General features: G+C 73.7%; 13 protein-coding genes. 5 read left to right on the top strand and 8 right to left on the bottom strand.

Annotation, left to right across the window (positions count from 1 at the left end):
• The first annotated feature begins 107 nt into the window (after nucleotides 1–107).
• Nucleotides 108–491 (top strand): hypothetical protein, encoded by a 384-nt coding sequence (locus E6U81_RS12130; protein ID WP_136230083.1) that lies wholly within the window; start codon nucleotides 108–110, stop codon nucleotides 489–491.
• Here the strand turns inward: E6U81_RS12130 and E6U81_RS12125 are convergent.
• From E6U81_RS12125 to E6U81_RS12115, 3 genes are all read right to left on the bottom strand, one after another.
• Entirely contained in the window at nucleotides 481–2,451 is a 1,971-nt protein-coding gene (locus E6U81_RS12125) for a DUF5107 domain-containing protein (RefSeq protein WP_136230082.1), read from the bottom strand. The genes E6U81_RS12130 and E6U81_RS12125 overlap by 11 nt on opposite strands.
• Before the next feature lie 64 nt (nucleotides 2,452–2,515).
• Entirely contained in the window at nucleotides 2,516–3,415 is a 900-nt protein-coding gene (locus E6U81_RS12120; RefSeq protein ID WP_136230081.1) for an arginase family protein, read from the bottom strand.
• A 146-nt stretch (nucleotides 3,416–3,561) separates the two neighbouring features.
• Nucleotides 3,562–4,119 carry a GNAT family protein gene (locus E6U81_RS12115; protein WP_136230080.1) on the bottom strand — a complete coding sequence of 186 codons (558 nt, stop codon included), beginning with the start codon at nucleotides 4,117–4,119 and terminating at the stop codon, nucleotides 3,562–3,564.
• A gap of 233 nt (nucleotides 4,120–4,352) precedes the next feature.
• Here E6U81_RS12115 and E6U81_RS12110 point away from each other — a divergent pair, with 233 nt between their 5' ends.
• Nucleotides 4,353–5,411, top strand: coding sequence for a vWA domain-containing protein (locus E6U81_RS12110; protein WP_136230079.1), 1,059 nt, complete (start codon nucleotides 4,353–4,355; stop codon nucleotides 5,409–5,411).
• 3 nt (nucleotides 5,412–5,414) lie between these two features.
• On the opposite strand, the gene E6U81_RS12105 is transcribed toward E6U81_RS12110, so the two are convergent.
• The 4 genes from E6U81_RS12105 to E6U81_RS12090 form a co-directional block, all read right to left on the bottom strand.
• Nucleotides 5,415–7,412: a prolyl oligopeptidase family serine peptidase gene (locus E6U81_RS12105; RefSeq protein ID WP_136230078.1), complete on the bottom strand. Its 1,998-nt coding sequence runs from the start codon at nucleotides 7,410–7,412 to the stop codon at nucleotides 5,415–5,417.
• Nucleotides 7,413–7,425: 13 nt separating this feature from the next.
• Nucleotides 7,426–8,811: a M20/M25/M40 family metallo-hydrolase gene (locus E6U81_RS12100; RefSeq protein ID WP_136230077.1), complete on the bottom strand. Its 1,386-nt coding sequence runs from the start codon at nucleotides 8,809–8,811 to the stop codon at nucleotides 7,426–7,428.
• A 1-nt stretch (nucleotide 8,812) separates the two neighbouring features.
• Nucleotides 8,813–9,649, bottom strand: coding sequence for a M55 family metallopeptidase (locus E6U81_RS12095; RefSeq protein ID WP_136230076.1), 837 nt, complete (start codon nucleotides 9,647–9,649; stop codon nucleotides 8,813–8,815).
• A 352-nt stretch (nucleotides 9,650–10,001) separates the two neighbouring features.
• On the bottom strand, nucleotides 10,002–10,451 hold the full coding sequence (locus E6U81_RS12090) for an SRPBCC family protein (RefSeq protein ID WP_136230075.1): 450 nt from the start codon (nucleotides 10,449–10,451) through the stop codon (nucleotides 10,002–10,004).
• A 164-nt stretch (nucleotides 10,452–10,615) separates the two neighbouring features.
• Between E6U81_RS12090 and E6U81_RS12085 the strand changes: the two genes are divergently transcribed.
• Together E6U81_RS12085 and E6U81_RS12080 are read left to right on the top strand one after the other, a co-directional pair.
• Complete coding sequence (locus E6U81_RS12085; protein WP_136230074.1) at nucleotides 10,616–11,647, top strand: Rv2578c family radical SAM protein; 1,032 nt, start codon at nucleotides 10,616–10,618, stop codon at nucleotides 11,645–11,647.
• Between the two features lie 112 nt (nucleotides 11,648–11,759).
• A complete protein-coding gene (locus E6U81_RS12080) occupies nucleotides 11,760–13,334 on the top strand; it encodes an alpha/beta hydrolase (RefSeq protein ID WP_136230073.1) in 1,575 nt (524 codons plus the stop codon).
• A gap of 60 nt (nucleotides 13,335–13,394) precedes the next feature.
• Here E6U81_RS12080 and E6U81_RS12075 read toward each other — a convergent pair whose 3' ends face one another.
• Nucleotides 13,395–13,958, bottom strand: a complete 564-nt coding sequence (locus E6U81_RS12075) for an adenylosuccinate lyase (RefSeq protein WP_136230072.1) — start codon at nucleotides 13,956–13,958, stop codon at nucleotides 13,395–13,397.
• A gap of 396 nt (nucleotides 13,959–14,354) precedes the next feature.
• Between E6U81_RS12075 and E6U81_RS12070 the strand changes: the two genes are divergently transcribed.
• A complete protein-coding gene (locus E6U81_RS12070; RefSeq protein WP_136230071.1) occupies nucleotides 14,355–16,151 on the top strand; it encodes a 3-hydroxyacyl-CoA dehydrogenase in 1,797 nt (598 codons plus the stop codon).
• The last annotated feature ends 161 nt before the right edge of the window (nucleotides 16,152–16,312 follow it).

Here is a 16,312-nt window from a genome sequence, read left to right as displayed (position 1 = left end):
CCCCGCCGGCCTCACCGGCAGAGGGCGTCACCGGGTGCTATAGCGTGCGCACGTCAACACGCGCCGCACACCCGCGCACACCCGCGCGCATCCCGGGAGACCACCCCATGAACCCACCGCAGCCGTCCGCCCTGCCAGCGCCACCGTCCCGGAGCCGGAAGGCGGGCATCGCGAAGATCGTCGTGATCGCCGATGTCGCGATCGCCCTCGGCGTCGGCGCGGTGAGCTGGTTCGCCGGTCGCGACGATGTCGACCGGGCCGAAGTCGGCGACTGCCTCGCCAACGAGGGGAACACCATCTTCCCGGACCTGCGGGTGGTCGGGTGCGGGAGCGAGGACGCGAGCTTCAAGGTGGTCCGGGTGTTGCCCGACACGATGGACACCTCCCGGTGCCAGGGCCTGACGGACGTCGCCTTCAACGAGGAACTCGACAGGAACCGGCACCGGTCCGGCAAGCAGTACGTGCTCTGCCTCGACGGGATCAAGGGGTAGGCGGCCGCATGCGGAAGTCGTAGCGGGCGGGCAGCGGGCAGTCCGTGAGGACGGACCAGGCCTCGGACAGGGTTTCCTCGCCCTCCCGCAGGTCGGGCAGTTCCAATCCGTCCTCGAAGACCCGGCGGGCCGCCCGCACGTGGCCCTCCGCCGCGAGCAGCCGGGCCGCCAGCAGCCGGAAGCGGCCCTGTTCGCGCAGGGCCGGCCGGAGCCGGTCCCAGACGGCCCGCGCCTGGGGCAGCCGGCCCGCCGTCAGGAGCGCGGCCATCGCCTCCTGGCCGAGGGCCGACTCCGCGGCCGTCCACGGCTCGCCCCCGCGGCTCTCCACCAGCAGGTCCTCGAAGGCCGCCGCGAATCCGTCCGCGGCCCGCCCCACGTCGCCGGCCAGCGCGTCCGCCACCGCGAGACAGCGCAGCAGGGGCCACTGCGACGGGGCCAGCGCCAGGCCGCGCTCCCAGCTCCGTACCGCCTGGGCGGTGTCGCCCGCGTGCCACTGTGCCACCCCCAGGTGGTACTCCGTCAGGGGATCGGCGGGAGCCGTCTCCAGCATGTCCCGCCAGTGCGCGGCGACCAGGCTCGGCCCCGGCGGAACCACCCGGCGCGGGGCGGGCAGGACGCCGGTGCGCCACAGCTCCAGCCACGGCTCCTGCTCCTCGCCCAGCGTGGACTCCTCGAAGGGCGTGCCCGGCAGCCGGTGGCCCGCGCACAGCACCTCCAGCGCTCCCCAGCCCGAGCCGACCGCGAGCCGCTCCCCCGGTTCGGTGTCGGCGCCGGCGCGCCACGCCTCGTACGCCGCGTCCACGTCCTCCCGCGGCAGCACGGCTTCCAGCGCGTCCTGCGCCGCGCAGCGGGCCGCCGCCCAGTCCGCGCCGTGCACCGCCGAGGGCTCCGCGGACAGCGGCCCGTACGCCTCCAGCCAGCTGAACTCCGCCCCGCCCTCCAGCCGTACGTGCTCCAGCTGGGTCCGGGCCAGCCCGGCCTGGATCTCCGCATAGCCGCCCGTGCCCGGCTCGGTCAGCCACTCCTGCCAGCGTCGGCCGCCGCCGCCCGCGCCCCACACGAACAGCTTGCGGCCGCGCAGCCGTCCGGTGGAGGTCTGCACCAGGCCCCGCCCGTCGGCGTCCAGGGAGGCGATCCAGGGCCGGGCTCCGTCCGGGACCTCGTAGAAGAAGTCGGCCGGATACTCGCTGCGCAGCGGGTACGTGCGGTCGGCGGACTCCCACTCCGGCACCGGGATGCGGCGCAGCGAGCGCTCGTACCCGAAGTGCCAGGCCTCGTCGGCCGGGGCCAGGACCCGGCTGCCCGGGTCCTCGGGGACGGCGATGTTGGACCACCAGTACACGGGCGCGGGCCGCTCGTGCGGGTTGCGCACGCGGACGCCGACGTACAGGAACCGCGAGTCCGCGGGCAGCCACAGGTCCACCTGGAACGGCAGGTCGCGCAGCCGCTCCCACTCCCACAGCCGGACCATCACGCCGCCGTCCGGGGCGGGGACCAGGGCGGCGTGCAGCGGGGCGCAGGACAGGGTGGTGTGGCCGGTCGCGCCGGTGTTCCACTCGATGCCGCCGGAGAACCAGGCACCGTTGAGCGCGAAGTTGGCGGGCTGAAACACCGGGTTGCGGTAGAGCAGTTCGCGCCCGGTGGGCAGGTGGACGAGCGAGTGGACGCGCCCGCCCAGGCCCGGCAGCACGGTGACCCGCAGGTGCTCGTTCTCGATGACGACGGCCTCGAACTCGCGCTCCGCGCGCTCCCGCCGGTAGCCGTCGCGGATCCGCACGGGCAGCAGCGAGCGCAGCGGCTCGTAGCCGATCTGCCGGGCCATGTCGCGCGGGAGGCCGTCGCGCGAGCGCTCGTCCACGTCGTGCACGCCGTCGGGAGCGCGCAGGGCGGGCAACGGGTTGTCGGAGCCCAACGGGGCTGCGGGGAGGGTCAGTACGGCGCGTCGGACGGTGGTGGCCATGGGGAAATGGAACACGCCACGGCGTCCGGTGCACAGGGGTTCCGCGGATCACCACCGGTCAGGATTACGCAAAGGCCCCCGCCACCAGATCCGCGAGGAGCGCGCCCGCACGGCCGTCCGGGTCGAGGTCCGGGTCGTAGATGGTGACGTTCAGTCCGACGCAGCGCGGTGACCCGACCAGTACGCCGAGCAGTTCGGCGACCTCCTGCGGCAGCAGGCCCCCGGGGTCGGGGCTGTCCACGGCGGGCATCACCTCCGGGTCGAGCACGTCGGCGTCCAGGTGCACCCAGAACCCGTCGGTCACCGGCGGGTGCAGGCCGTCCAGCCCGGAGCGGGCGACGGCCGCCGCGCCCCGGCGGCGGATCTCGCCGACGGTCGCGGTGAAGATCCCGGCCTCCGCCAGCTCAAGGAGGTCCGCGTCCCCGTCGCGGATCCCGAACAGCCGGACGTCCTCGTCCCGCAGGTAGGGCGCGAGCCCCTCCAGGTCGCTGAGCGAGGGCTGCCCGCGGCCGGTGGCCAGGGCCAGCTCCTCGCCGCCCGCGGCCCCGACGGGCCCGTTGACGGCGGTGTTGCCCGGGTGGCGGAAGTCGGCGGAACCGTCGACGGCGGCCAGGCCGTAGCGGCCGGTCCGGCGCATGGCGAGGGAGGCACCGAGCTGGATGGAGCAGTCCCCGCCGAGGACGACGGGGAACTCGCCGGCCTTCAGGTGCCGTTCGATCCGGTCGGCGAGGGCGACGGTGTACGCGGCGAGGGCGTCGGCGTTGAAGACGCCGTCCCCCTCCTTCCAGTCGCCGCGGTCGTAGCGGGGCGGGACCACGACACCGCCCTCGCGCGCCCCGAGCCTGGCGAGCAGGCCCTGCTCGCGCAGGGCGCCCGCGAGCTTGTAGACACCGGGGACGGTCCCGGGCGCGGGCGGCCGCAGACCCAGGTTGGACGGGGCATCGAGCAGTACGAGGGTGCGCATCCCCTCATCCTGCGCGATGCGGCGCCGCGGCGGAGGGAATCCTCGCGGCCGGATCCGCGACGACGCCGGACCCGGCCCGTACGGACGCCGGACCCGGCCCGTACGGTCGGCGGATCCCTCCCGCGGAGCCGGGCCCCGCAGGGGCCTCAGCGTGCGCGCGGCATCCCGGCGGTGACGGCCCAGCGCTCGTGGTCGCGCCAGGCGCCGTCGACGTACAGGAAGTCGGGGGAGAGGCCCTCCAGCCGGAAGCCGGCGCCCCGGACCAGTGCGATCGAGGCGGTGTTGCCGGGCTGGACGTTGGCCTCCAGCCGGTGCAGGCCGAGGCCCTTCCCGGCGGGGGCGAAGGCGTGGTCGAGGACCAGGTCCAGGGCTTCGCGCAGGAGCCCGCGGCCGGCCGCGTGCGCGAAGGCCCCGTAGCCGAGGGCCCCGCACCGGAAGGCGCCCCGCACGATGTTGTTGACGTTGACGAATCCGGCCAGGGCGCCCGTACCCAGCTCGCACACGAGGTACCCGGCGCGGGCGTCGCCCTCGGCCAGCCGGGTCGCGTAGGGCTCGTACTCCTCGACGGTGGCGGGCGGGAACAGCCAGGGGCGGTGGAGGTCCCGGCTCTCGCGGACGCGCGCGGTGAACTCGGTCCCGTCGGCGAGCCGGTAGGGCCGCAGGCCGACGCGCTCGCCCTCCCGGACGTAGATCGAAGCGGTCATCCGCCCAGGCTAGGGCGTTCGACCTCGCGGGCCGCGCCCGGGCCGGATCGTCGCCGGGGCCGCCCCCGCGCACCGGCGGCGGCGCGGTCGGCGTCTCCCACCTGTTCGCCCGTGACGGGGGACCGCGTGACGGCCGCCCTCACGACCCCGTGATTTCCCGTCAGGCTCCGTTGTCAGTGCCTCCCCCTAGTGTGGAGTCATCACTCGGGGAGCTTCGGAAAAGGGGCGCAATCATGTCCGCAAACAGGATCCAGCACAAGGTGAATCATGTCGCGCTGGTAGTGGACTGTTCGGGTTCCATGCATCAGCACCAGAATCAACTCATCCGTGTCGTGGATGAGTTCGTTTCGGGGCTGAAGGCCGAGTCGGACAACCTCGGCCATGAGACGCGGATCAGCCTCTACGCCTTCGACCACAGGGTGGAGAATCTGGTCTGGGACATGGACGTGAAGCACCTGCCGTCCATGCGGGGCCTCTACAAGGTGAGGAACGGAGCGACCGCCCTCATCGAGGCCTCCCTGAAATCCCTGGACGACCTGGGCCACATCTGGGAGGAATACGGTGAGCACAGTTTCCTCCAGATCGTGGTGACGGACGGCGAGGAGAACGCCTCCGGCGGCGACCGGCGGCACGACGGCGACATGGCCGTCCTCGGCCCCTGGCTCGACCGGATCACCACGAAGATGGGCTCGCTCCCGGGCCACTGGACCTCCGCGATCCTCGTCCCGAACTCCCTGGCGAAGCGGACCGCCCAGAACTACGGCTTCCCGGCGGGGAACATCGCCATCTGGGACGCGGACTCCCAGGAGGGCGTCAAGGAGGCCATCGGCACCGTCCGCGCCGCCGCCACCAGTTTCCTGCGCGGCCGCGAGAAGGGCGTGCGCGGTACGAAGAACCTCTTCGCGGTCGGCCAGGACGTTTCCGTCGACGACGTACGCGCCCAGCTCGAACCGATCGCGGCCGACAAATACCGGCTGCTGGAGGTCGACGCGGACACGGCAATCCGCTCCTTCGTCGATTCCCACCCCGATGTGACGTATGAACGCGGCTCCTGTTATTACCAGTTGGGAAGCCGGGTCCAGGTGCAGCCCGACAAGGAGGTCGTCGTCGTCGAGAAGAACACCGACCGGGCCTACACGGGCGACGCGGCGCGCAGCCTCCTTTTCGGCGCCGGTATCCGGGGGACCGTCTCCGTGAAGGCGGGCCACAACCCCGAATTGGAGGTCTACGTGCAGAGCCTTTCGGTGAACAGGAAGCTGAAGGCGAACACGCGCCTGCTCGTCATGGTCTGAGATTCACGAAGAGGCCTCCAGGGGGACCCTGGGGACGTCGGTGCGTTCGATCCCGAAGACCTGCGCGTACAGCGACAGTTCGGCCTCCAGCGCCCGGACCATGGTGTCGGCGCGGCGGAAGCCGTGGCCCTCGCCCTCGAAGGCCAGGTAGGCGTGCGGCACCGGCCGGCCCCGCATCGCGGCCGTCAGCCGCTCCGCCTGGGCCGGCGGGCAGACCGCGTCGTCCAGCCCCTGGAGCAGGACGAACGGAGCCGTGATCCGGTCGGCGTTGGCCACCGGCGAGCGCTCGCGGCTCACGACGGCGAGGGTCTGCGGCGGCCCGGCCAGGCCGTCGATGTAGCGGGATTCCAGGTCGTGGGTCTCCTCGGCGAAGCCCAGCAGGTCCAGCACCGGGTAGATGATCGCCGCGCAGGCGTACAGGTCGGTCGAGGCCAGCGACGCCGCCGCCGTCCAGCCTCCCGCGCTGCCGCCGCGGATGGCGAGCCGGGCGGGATCGGCGGTGCCCTCGGCGGCCAGCGCCCGGGCCACCGCCGCGCAGTCCTCCACGTCCACCACGCCCCACTGTTCGCGCAGCCGCTCCCGGTAGGCGCGGCCGTAGCCGGTGGAGCCGCCGTAGTTCACCTCGACCACGCCGATCCCGCGCGAGGTGAAGTAGGCGATGTGCAGGTCGAGTACGGGCGGCACATGGTCGGTGGGCCCGCCGTGCGCCCACACCACGTACGGGGGCAGTTCGTCGGCGGCGGCCCGGCAGGCCGGGTGGTGCGGCGGGTAGACGTGCGCGTGGATCTGCCGGTCGTCCGGGCCGAGGAAGGTGCGGCTCTGCGGCTCGGGGTAGTAGGCCGGGTCCACCGGGTCCGCGCCCTGCGCGCCGACGACCCGGGCGTGCCCGCTGGCGGTGTCCAGCTCGACCACTTCGTAGGCGCTGCGCGGGCTGGCGGCGACCCCGTAGACCCGGCTGCCCTGCACGGCGAGCGTCGGCTGCCACGCCGTCCACGGCCCGGCCGCGTCCACCAGGTCGCCGCTCTCCGGGTCCAGGATGCCGAGCACCGAGGAGCCCTGGCCGTGCAGCACGGCGACGAGCCCGTCGGGGAGCGGGGCGATCCAGCGCAGCCCGGGCTTCCACAGGGCTCCCCCGAACTCCTCTTCCCGCAGGCACAGGTTGACGGCCCACCCCGTGTCCGGATCCACCCGGTACGGGTTCCACCAGCCGCCGCGGTCGCTGACCGCGAGGAGGGCTCCGTCGGTCGTCCACTCCACCTGGGCGACGGACTCGTCGGGGCCGCCGAGGACGGTCCGGGCCCCGGCCAGTCCCCCGTCCGCGGTGACCTCGGCGAGCTGCAGCTCGGTGCCGTCCCAGGGCATCAGCGGGTGGTCCCACACCAGCCAGGCCGCCCGCCGCCCGTCCGGGGAGAGCCGGGGGCCCGTGGTGAAGCGGTGGCGGTCGTCGGTGAGCTCCCGTACGGCCGTCCGGTCCGCGGCCGCCGACCCGTCCAGCGGCACGGCGGCCAGCACCCGGCGCACATCGGTCGGCGCGGATCCGGTGAACTCCTCCAGCACGCACCACACTTCGTCGCCGCGCAGCACCGGGTCGGCCCAGCGCAGCCCGCCGCCCGTCGCGGACACGGGGGTGAGGGGCCGCGGTTCGGGGGCTCCGGGCGCGTCCGGCTCGTAGGCGTACAGCCGCTGATCGGCGAAGTGGACGAAGACCAGCAGGGGTCCGCCGCTCGCCCGCTCGGCCCCCGCCCAGGGCAGGCCGCCGTACTCGGTCAGCCGGCTGCGCACGTTCCACGGCGCGGGCAGCTCGCTGACCTCGGTCCCGGCGCCGGCGGGGCGGCGGCGTACGAGGGTGCGGCGGCCGGCCTCCTGCGGCCGGGGCTCGGTCCACCACACCTCGGGGCCGACCGTACCGAGGTATTCGGGGCGTCCGTCGAGCGAGGCCGCGAGGCCGGCGTCGATCGGCGAGGGCCAGCTCCCGTACGGGCAGGTCTGCAGGGCGGCCATCACCGGGCCCCGCTCACAGGGTCCGCAGCGCGCGGTCGAGGACGCGGACGCCGAAGTGGAGGGCCTCGACGGGGACCCGCTCGTCCACTCCGTGGAAGAGGGACCAGTAGTCGAAGCCGGGGGGCAGCTTCAGCGGGGAGAAGCCGTAGCCGGTGATGCCGAGGCGGGAGAACTGCTTGGCGTCGGTGCCGCCCGCCATACAGAAGGGCACCACGTGCCCGTCCGGATCGAACCGCTCGACGGACTCGCGCAGGACGGCGTACGTCCGCCCGTCCACGGGGGCTTCGAGCGCGACCTCCCGGTGGTGGAACTCCCACGTGACGTCGGGGCCGGTGAGCGCGTCGAGGGTGGCGATGAACTCGGCCTCGCCGCCGGGCAGCATGCGGCCGTCGACGAAGGCGGTGGCCTGGCCCGGGATCACGTTCAGCTTGTAACCGGCGCTGAGCATCGTCGGGTTGGCGCTGTTGCGGACGGTGGCCTCGACGAGGGCTCCGGCCGGGCCCAGCTTTCCGAGGACCGCATCGAGGTCGAATCCGGGGCGCCGCGGGTCGACCGACAGGCCCTGGAGGGAAGCGAGTTCGGTGATGCAGGCGGTGACCGTGTCGGTGAGCCGGACCGGCCACTCGTACGCGCCGATCCGGGCGACCGCGGCGGCGAGCCGGCTGACGGCGTTGGCCCTGTTGGGCTTGGAGCCGTGGCCGGTGGTGCCGTGCGCCGTCAACTTGAGCCAGGCGGTGCCGCGTTCACCGGCGGCGATCGGGTAGAGGGCCCGGCCGGGGCCGGTGTGGACGGTGAAGGCGCCGGACTCGCTCAGGCCCTCCGTGCAGCCTTCGAAGAGTTCCGGATGGTGGTCGGCGAGGAAGCCGGAGCCGTCGACGGCACTGTCCTCCTCGTCGGCGGTGTAGGCGATCACGATGTCCCGGCGCGGGCGCACTCCCGCGCGCGCCCAGGCCCGTACGACGGCCAGCACCATCGCGTCCATGTTCTTCATGTCGACGGCGCCGCGGCCCCAGACGACACCGTCCCGGACCTCGCCGGAGAAGGGGTCCGTGCTCCAGTCGGCGGCCTCGGCGGGGACCACGTCGAGGTGGCCGTGGACGAGGAGCGCGTCCGCGGCCGGGTCGGTGCCCTCGATCCGGGCGACCACGTTGGTGCGGCCCGGGGTGCGCTCCAGCAGGAGCGGCTCCAGACCGGCGGCGGCGAGCCGTTCGGCGACGTATTCGGCGGCGGGCCGCTCGCGGCAGTCACCACCGCCCCGGTTGGTGGTGTCGATCCTGATGAGGTCCGAGGTGAACCCGACGGCCTCGTCGAGGGCCACCGCGTCCACCGCGTCCACGGCGTCCACGGCGTCCACGGTGTCGCCGGCTTCGACGGGAACCCCGGTGTCGATTGCGCGCATGTCAGCCATACTGCTCCTCCACGGCCGCCGAGACGACCGTCGTGACCGCCTTGAAGGCGCGGATCCCCTCGTACATCGTCTCGCTGGTGTACGCGACCCTGCGCTCCCCACTGCGCTGCACCCCCGGAACCACGGTGGCGGACATGGCCAAGTGCTCGGCGTCGAACTCCAGCTCCACGGTGTACGGGCCGCCGCCGGGCACGGGCTCGCGCCGGCCGGCGAGGGCGGTGGCCTCCTTGGCCGCGGTCCGGATGTCGGCGGCGGTGCGGGCCGGGGTCCGGCAGACGGCGGCGTAGCGCGAGACGTGGTCCTTGACCGCGACGGTCACCGCTTCGGGGGCGTAGCCGGCGGCGTCCACGCAGGTCAGGTCGTCGCCCGTGACCAGGATGACCGGGACGCCGTACTCCGCGACGACGTGGGCGTTGAGCAGTCCCTCGCTCGCACGGGTCCCGTTGAGCCAGACCCCGGTGATGGAGTTGGCGAGGTAGGTGTGGGCGAGCACGCCCTCGGATCCCGCGCCCGTGTGGTAGCCGACGAAGGCGATGCCGTCGACGTCTCCGCGCTGGACGCCCTCGACCATGGAGAGGGACTTGTGGCGGCCGGTGAGCATCTCCGCGCGGGCGTCGAGGCGCTCCAGCAGCAGATTGCGCATGGTCCAGTGGGCCTCGTTGACGACGACCTGGTCGGCGCCGCCGTCGTAGAAGCCGAGCACGGCGGCATTGACGTCGGAGGTGAACATCCCGCGGCAGCGCTCCCACTGGGGCGTGCCGGGCAGCACGTCCGCGGGCCAGGTGACGCCGGTGGCGCCTTCCATGTCGGCGGAGATGAGGATCTTCATCGGGCCCCCGGGCAGTCGGTTGCGCGGTCGCGCGCGACGCGGCCGGCACGCGCTGCGCCCAGCCTAAGGGCTGTCCCCCCGTCCGGGGTGGATCAGCACGCGGCGTCGGTTCCGGGTCGCGGGCGGAGCGCGGCCGGGTCGCGGCCGGGTCGCGGCCGGGTCGCGGCCGGGTCGCGGCCGGGGCGGGCCCGGAGGGCGCCGGGGCGGGCCCGGAGGGCGCCGGGGCGGGCCCGGAGGGCGCCGGGGCGGGCCCGGAGGGCGCCGGGGCGGGCCCGGGACGGAAAGTCCACCCGATCCGGTGAGGCGCCCGGACCCCGCCCGGGCAGGGTCCGGGCGGGGGCAACAGCCTTGCTCAGGCCTTGCCTTCGACTTCCGCGGCGAGGTTCGCCAGCAGGGTGTCGTAGATGCGGCCGAGACCCTTGGGCGCGAAGGTGCGCTCGAAGAAGCCGCCGATGCCGCCGGCGCCGTCCCACACGGTGGTGACGACGGCCTTGGACCGGCCCTCGCCGGCCGGGGTGACCACCCAGGTGGTGACCATGGAGGAGTTGCGGTCCTTCTCCACGAGCTGCCCGTCGGTGGGCTCGGTGACCTCGAGCAGGCAGTCGCGCACGCGCTTGCTGGTGGCCTGGAGCTTCCAGTGCACCACGGTGCCCTCGCCGTCGCCGCCCTCACGCACCTCGTACTCGCTGAAGTGCTCGGGAAGCAGCTTGCCCCGGGTTCCGCTGTAGTCGGCCAGCGTGTCGAAGACCGTCTCCGCGTCGGCCCCGATGATGCGCTCCGTGGTGGCCTCGACCTGCGCCATACCTGTTCCTCCAGCAGTTGTGTCCGCTCGTCACGGCGAAGCCAACCACCTCCGGGGCGGTGGCCCAAATCCGGGTCGGCCGCCGACCGGCAAGGTTCCACGCCCGCACGATCATGGGAACATCTGTTCTATTCTCTCGGCAGAGCCAGCAAGGGAGGCGCACCATGCGCTGGGAGAACCTGACCGACGGCCCCGCAGGGCCGGCCGCGCTCTTCGGGGCCGGCGCCGTCGTGACCCGCACCATCGACACCCCCGAGTTCCGGGGGATCACCTTCCACGAGGTGCGGGCCCGGTCGATCGTCAACCGGGTCCCCGGCGCCTCGCGCATGCCGTTCGAGTGGACCGTCAACCCCTACCGCGGCTGCAGCCACGCATGCGTGTACTGCTTCGCCCGCAAGACGCACAGCTATCTCGACCTCGACACCGGCCTCGGCTTCGACTCCCAGATCGTCGTCAAGACCAACGCCCCCGAACTGCTGCGCCGCGAGCTCGCCGCGCCCCGCTGGACCGGCGCGCACATCGCCATGGGCACCAACGTGGACTGCTACCAGCGCGCCGAGGGCCGCTACCGGCTGATGCCCGGGATCATCGAGGCCCTGCGCGACCGCGCCAACCCCTTCTCGATCCTCACCAAGGGCACGCTGATCCTGCGGGACCTCCCGCTCCTGCGCGAGGCCGCCGAGGTCGCCGAGGTCGGGATCTCGGTCTCCGTCGGCTTCACCGACACGGCCCTGTGGCGGACCGTGGAGCCCGGGACGCCCTCCCCCGCCGCCCGGCTGAACGCCGTACGGACGCTGACCGACGCCGGGATCGAGTGCGGGGTGCTGATGGCCCCGGTGATCCCCTTCCTCGGCGACTCCCCCGCGCAGCTGCGGGCCACCGTGCGGGCCGTCGCCGAGTCCGGCGCCACCTCCGTGACACCCCTGGTACTCCATCTGCGGCCCGGGGCCCGCGAGTGGTTCACCGCCTGGCTGGGCGAGCACCACCCGCACCTCGTCGAGCGCTACGAGCGGATGTACGCGGGCGGCTCGTACGCGCCCACCTGGTACCAGCGCATGATCACCCGCCAAGTCCACGAACTGGCGGCCGAATTCGGTATCGGCCCGGCCCGGCGGGGCGCGGCGCGCGGGACCGCCGGCCCCGAACGCCCGGAGGGACCCGAGCCGGCCGGGGCCACCCAGCTCACCCTCCTCTGACGTCCATCACGCCCTGAACGGTCATCACATCGGGCCAATAGCCCTTCCAATCCCGCCTTCCAGGCGTGGTTTCCGGGACGATTCCGCCCAGAACCCTCGGCTGGGAGGCCCCATGCTCCACCCCTTGAAGAAGCGCGCCGCCGTCCTGCTGGCGATCTCCACCGTCGCCGCCGCCCTCGCGAGTCCGGTGACGGCCGCCCCGGCCTCACCCGTCCCGGCCGCGGCGGCCGCGCAGGCCGCCCTGCGCTGGACCGGTTGCGCGACGCCCCGCTACCCGACGCTGCAGTGCGCGTCCCTCAAGGTGCCTCTCGACCACGACCGGCCCGCCGGCCGGACGATCACGCTCGCGCTGACCCGGGTCCCCCACACCGCCAAGACCTCCCAGGGCCCGTTGCTGGTCAACCCGGGCGGTCCGGGCGGCAGCGGGCGCGCGCTCGCCGGGTTCGTCGCCTCCACCCTGCCCAAGGACGTGGCCGCGCAGTACGACGTCATCGGCTTCGACCCCCGGGGCGTCGGCAAGAGCGAGCCCGCCCTCGACTGCGGGTCCGGGCACTTCTCCCCGGTACGGCCCGACTCCGTGCCCCAGGACGCGGCCACCGAGCAGGCCAACCTGGACCGCGTACGGGCCTTCGCCGAATCCTGCGGCGCCAAGCACGCGGACGTGCTGCCGCACATCGGCACCGTCTCGGCCGCCCGGGACATCGAGGTGCTGCGCACCGCCCTCGGCGCGGAGCGCATCAGCTACTTCGGCTACTCCTACGGGACCTACCTGGGCGCGGTGTACGCCAAGCTCCACCCGGGCCGCGTGCACCGGCTCGTCCTGGACTCCGTCGTCGACCCGAACGGCGTCTGGTACCAGGACAACCTCTCCCAGGACCTCGCCTTCGACGCCCGCCACAAGGCGTTCCTGGCGTGGGTGGCCCGGCACGACGCCACCTACCGGCTCGGCACCGACCCGGCGGCGGTCGAGGCCCGCTGGTACGCGATGCGGCAGGCACTGCGCGGGACCCCGGCCGGCGGCAAGGTGGGCCCGTCGGAGCTGGAGGACACCTACATGCCGGGCGGCTACTACAACGGCTACTGGCCCAACCTGGCCGAGGCCTTCGCCGCGTACGCGGTGAAGAAGGACCCGAAGCCCCTGGTGGCGGCGTACGAGCGGTTCGGCGCGGTGGAGCCCTCGGCGGGCAACAGCTACAGCGTCTACACGGCGGTCCAGTGCCGGGACTCGGCCTGGCCCCGGGACTGGAACGAGTGGCGTGCGGACATGTGGCGAACCCACACCAAGGCGCCGTTCATGACCTGGAACAACGCCTGGTACAATGCGCCGTGCGCGTTCTGGCCGACCGAGCCGCTCCAGGCCCCGGACGTGACCAACGCGGATCTGCCGCCCGCGCTGCTCCTGCAGGCGACGGACGACGCGGCGACCCCGTTCGACGGCGCGGTCAGCATGCGGGAGAAGCTGTCGGGGTCGGCCCTCGTGGTCGAGGAGGGCGGCGGCAACCACGGCATCGCCCTGAGCGGGAACAAGTGCCTGGACGAGAAGGTGGCGGCCTACCTCAGGACCGGGCAGGCCGCGGACGCCACCTGCCCGGCCCAGGCGGCCCCGCAGCCGACGACGGCGACCCGGGCCGTGCCGTCCTCGGCGGGCGGCGCCGCCCTGCACGGCCTGCTGGGCTTCCGCGGCTGACCCTCGGCGGGCGGGGCGGGGCCGTCGGCGACGGCCCCGGCCCGGCCGCGGTGCACCGGTCTAGAGGGTGTCCGGAGGCAGGCCGCGCAGCGCGGTCGTCGCGGCCACCGCCAGCCGGGGGTGGGACTGGGCGCGGGCGAGGAGTTCGCGTGCGCGGGGGTCGCCGAGGGCGCCCAGGCCCTCGACGCAGGCCAGGGCCACCCGCCAGTAGGGGTCGTTCGGGGACAGCAGCCGCGACAGGGTGGCGAGCAGGGCCGGTACGGACTCGGGGGCGCGCAGCGCGGTGAGAAGCCGGACCGGCTGGAGGGCGTAGGCCGTGCGCAGGCCGTTGGTGGCGAGGGCCGCCGCCGCACGGGCGGTGCGCGGGTCGCCGAGGACGGCCAGAGCCTCGGCGGCGGCCGCGCAGCGGGGCGGGTCCCGGTGGTTGAGGAGCAGCACGAGGGATTCGAAGGCGCGCCGGTCCCCGGCGAGCCCGAGTCGGTACGCGGCCAGCTCGCGGGCCCACAGGGGCAGCCCGGCCGAGGTCAGGGAGTCCGCCAGCGCGTCGGGGCCGGCCGCGAGCAGGACCTCGTACTCGGGCGCCCCGCCCGCCTCCGCCCGCAGGCGCTCCAGCACGTCGTTCACGCGGCCCACCCTAGGGGGGCGGGGCGGTCGGCACGCGGGGTTCCCACAGATGATCAGGCCCGGCTGATCGATGATCGATGATCGGTACATTTCGGCGGTACAGGTCACATCTCCGCGCTCTGGCGCATGAGTTACCGGCGAGTTACTGTCGTTGCAACACGTACGAGGGCGGCCTGGTGACGCAGCCGCCTCGTGTCGGTCGGTTCGTTTCGCATGCACGGTACGACCCCGGGACAGGGTCCTGCCGCTTCCAACCCCCGGGATCCCTTCCCGCCGGGTTCCCGTCCGGGCCGCTCCTGCCCGGGCTCCTCACCGCACGGCATTCCGTACGGCATCCGCGCGCGCTGTGCGCCGCGCGCCCCCTCAGTCGTCACCCTCTTCCACTGGAGTCCCTCGATGGACCGTCAGTCCAGTCAGCCCACCCTCCAGACCATCGCCGTCGTCGGCCTCGGCACGATGGGCACCGGCATCGCCGAGGTCCTCGCCCGGGCCGGCCGCGAGGTCATCGGCATCGACATCAGCGAGAGCGCCGCCCGCCGGGCCTCGGCCTCCCTCGCCGCGGCGACCGCGCGTTCCGTCGCCCGGGAGCGCCTCACCGAGCAGGAGCGGGCGGACGTCCTGGCCCGCTTCCGCACCTTCACCGACCTGGCCGCCGCGGCCGAGGCCGATCTCGTCATCGAGGTCGTGCCGGAGTCGTACGAGGTCAAGCAGCAGGTGTTCCGCGAGCTCGACGCGGTCGTGCGGCCCGACACGATCCTGGCCACGGGCACCAACGCCTTGTCGGTGACCCGGCTCGCCGCCGAGTCCCAGCGCCCCGAGCGCGTGCTGGGCCTGCACTTCTTCAATCCGGTCCCGGCGATGAAGCTGGTCGAGGTCGTCTCCTGCGTCCTGACCGCCCCGACGGCCGTGGAAGCGGTCACGGAGCTGGCCCGCGAGCTCGGCAAGGAGCCCGTGGCGGTCGGCGACCGGCCCGGATTCGTCGCGGACGGCCTGCTCTTCGGCTACCTCAACCAGGCCGCGGCCATGTACGAGGCGAAGTACGCCTCCCGCGAGGACATCGACGCGGCGATGCGGCTCGGCTGCGGCCTGCCCATGGGCCCGCTCGCGCTGCTCGACCTGATCGGCGTGGACACGGCCCGCACGGTCCTGGAGGCCATGTACGCCTCCTCCGGCGACCGGCTGCACGCCCCGGCCCCGATCCTGGGGCAGCTGGCCGAGGCCGGGCTGGCGGGGCAGAAGTCCGGGCGCGGCTTCTACACGTACGAGGCTCCGGGCAGCTCGGTGATCGTCCGCGACCTGCAGACCCCGCTGGACGGGTCCCTGCTGGGCGCGGGCCGCCCGGTGAGCTCGGTCGGCGTGGCCGGTTCCGGCACCATGGCGAGCGGCATCGCGCAGGTCTTCGCCCAGTCCGGGTTCGACGTGGTGCTGGCGGCGCGCAGCCAGGAGAAGGCGGAGGCCGCCAAGGCCGCCATCGGCAAGTCCCTGGGCCGTGCGGTGTCCAAGGGCAGGCTGACGCAGGAGGCGGCGGACGAGACCCTGGGCCGGATCACCCCGGCCGGGTCGCTGGACGCCTTCGCCGAGGTGGACCTGGCGGTGGAGGCGGTCGCCGAGGACCTGGCGGTCAAGCAGGAGCTGTTCACGGCGCTGGACAAGGTCTGCAAGCCGGGTGCGGTGCTGGCCACCACCACCTCCTCGCTGCCGGTGATCGCGGTGGCGCGGGTGACCTCGCGTCCGCAGGACGTGATCGGCATGCACTTCTTCAACCCGGCCCCCGCCATGAAGCTGGTCGAGGTGGTCCGGACCGTCCTGACGGCCGACGACGTGCACGCCACGGTCCGCGAGATCTGCGTGAAGGTGCGCAAGCACCCGGTGGACTGCGGCGACCGGGCCGGCTTCATCGTGAACGCGCTGCTGTTCCCGTACCTCAACAACGCGATCAAGATGGTCGAGGAGCACTACGCGAGCCTCGACCAGATCGACGCGGCGATGAAGCTGGGCGGCGGCTACCCGATGGGGCCGTTCGAGCTGCTCGACGTGGTCGGCCTCGACGTCTCGCTGGCCATCGAGAAGGTCCTCCACAAGGAGTTCCGCGACCCGGGCCTGGCCCCGTCCCCGCTGCTGGAGCACCTGGTGGCGGCGGGCTGCCTGGGCCGGAAGACCGGCCGCGGATTCCGTGAGTACGCCCGGCGGTAACCCAGCGGGCCATGAGCCGGATGCGTGGGGAGGGCTGCTCGGGTCCGCCGGACCCTCACGGCGGACTGACCCTCCCGAGCCCAGTGCGGGCTCTCCCCCGCATCCACCCCTCTCCCACCCCCCTCAGGCGCGCTCCCCTGCGCGAATGAAGTACTTTCGCT

The organism is Streptomyces sp. A0592, assembly GCF_004795115.1.
In the GTDB taxonomy this organism is placed as follows: domain Bacteria; phylum Actinomycetota; class Actinomycetes; order Streptomycetales; family Streptomycetaceae; genus Streptomyces; species Streptomyces erythrochromogenes.
This window is presented reverse-complemented; position numbering and strand designations above follow the sequence as displayed.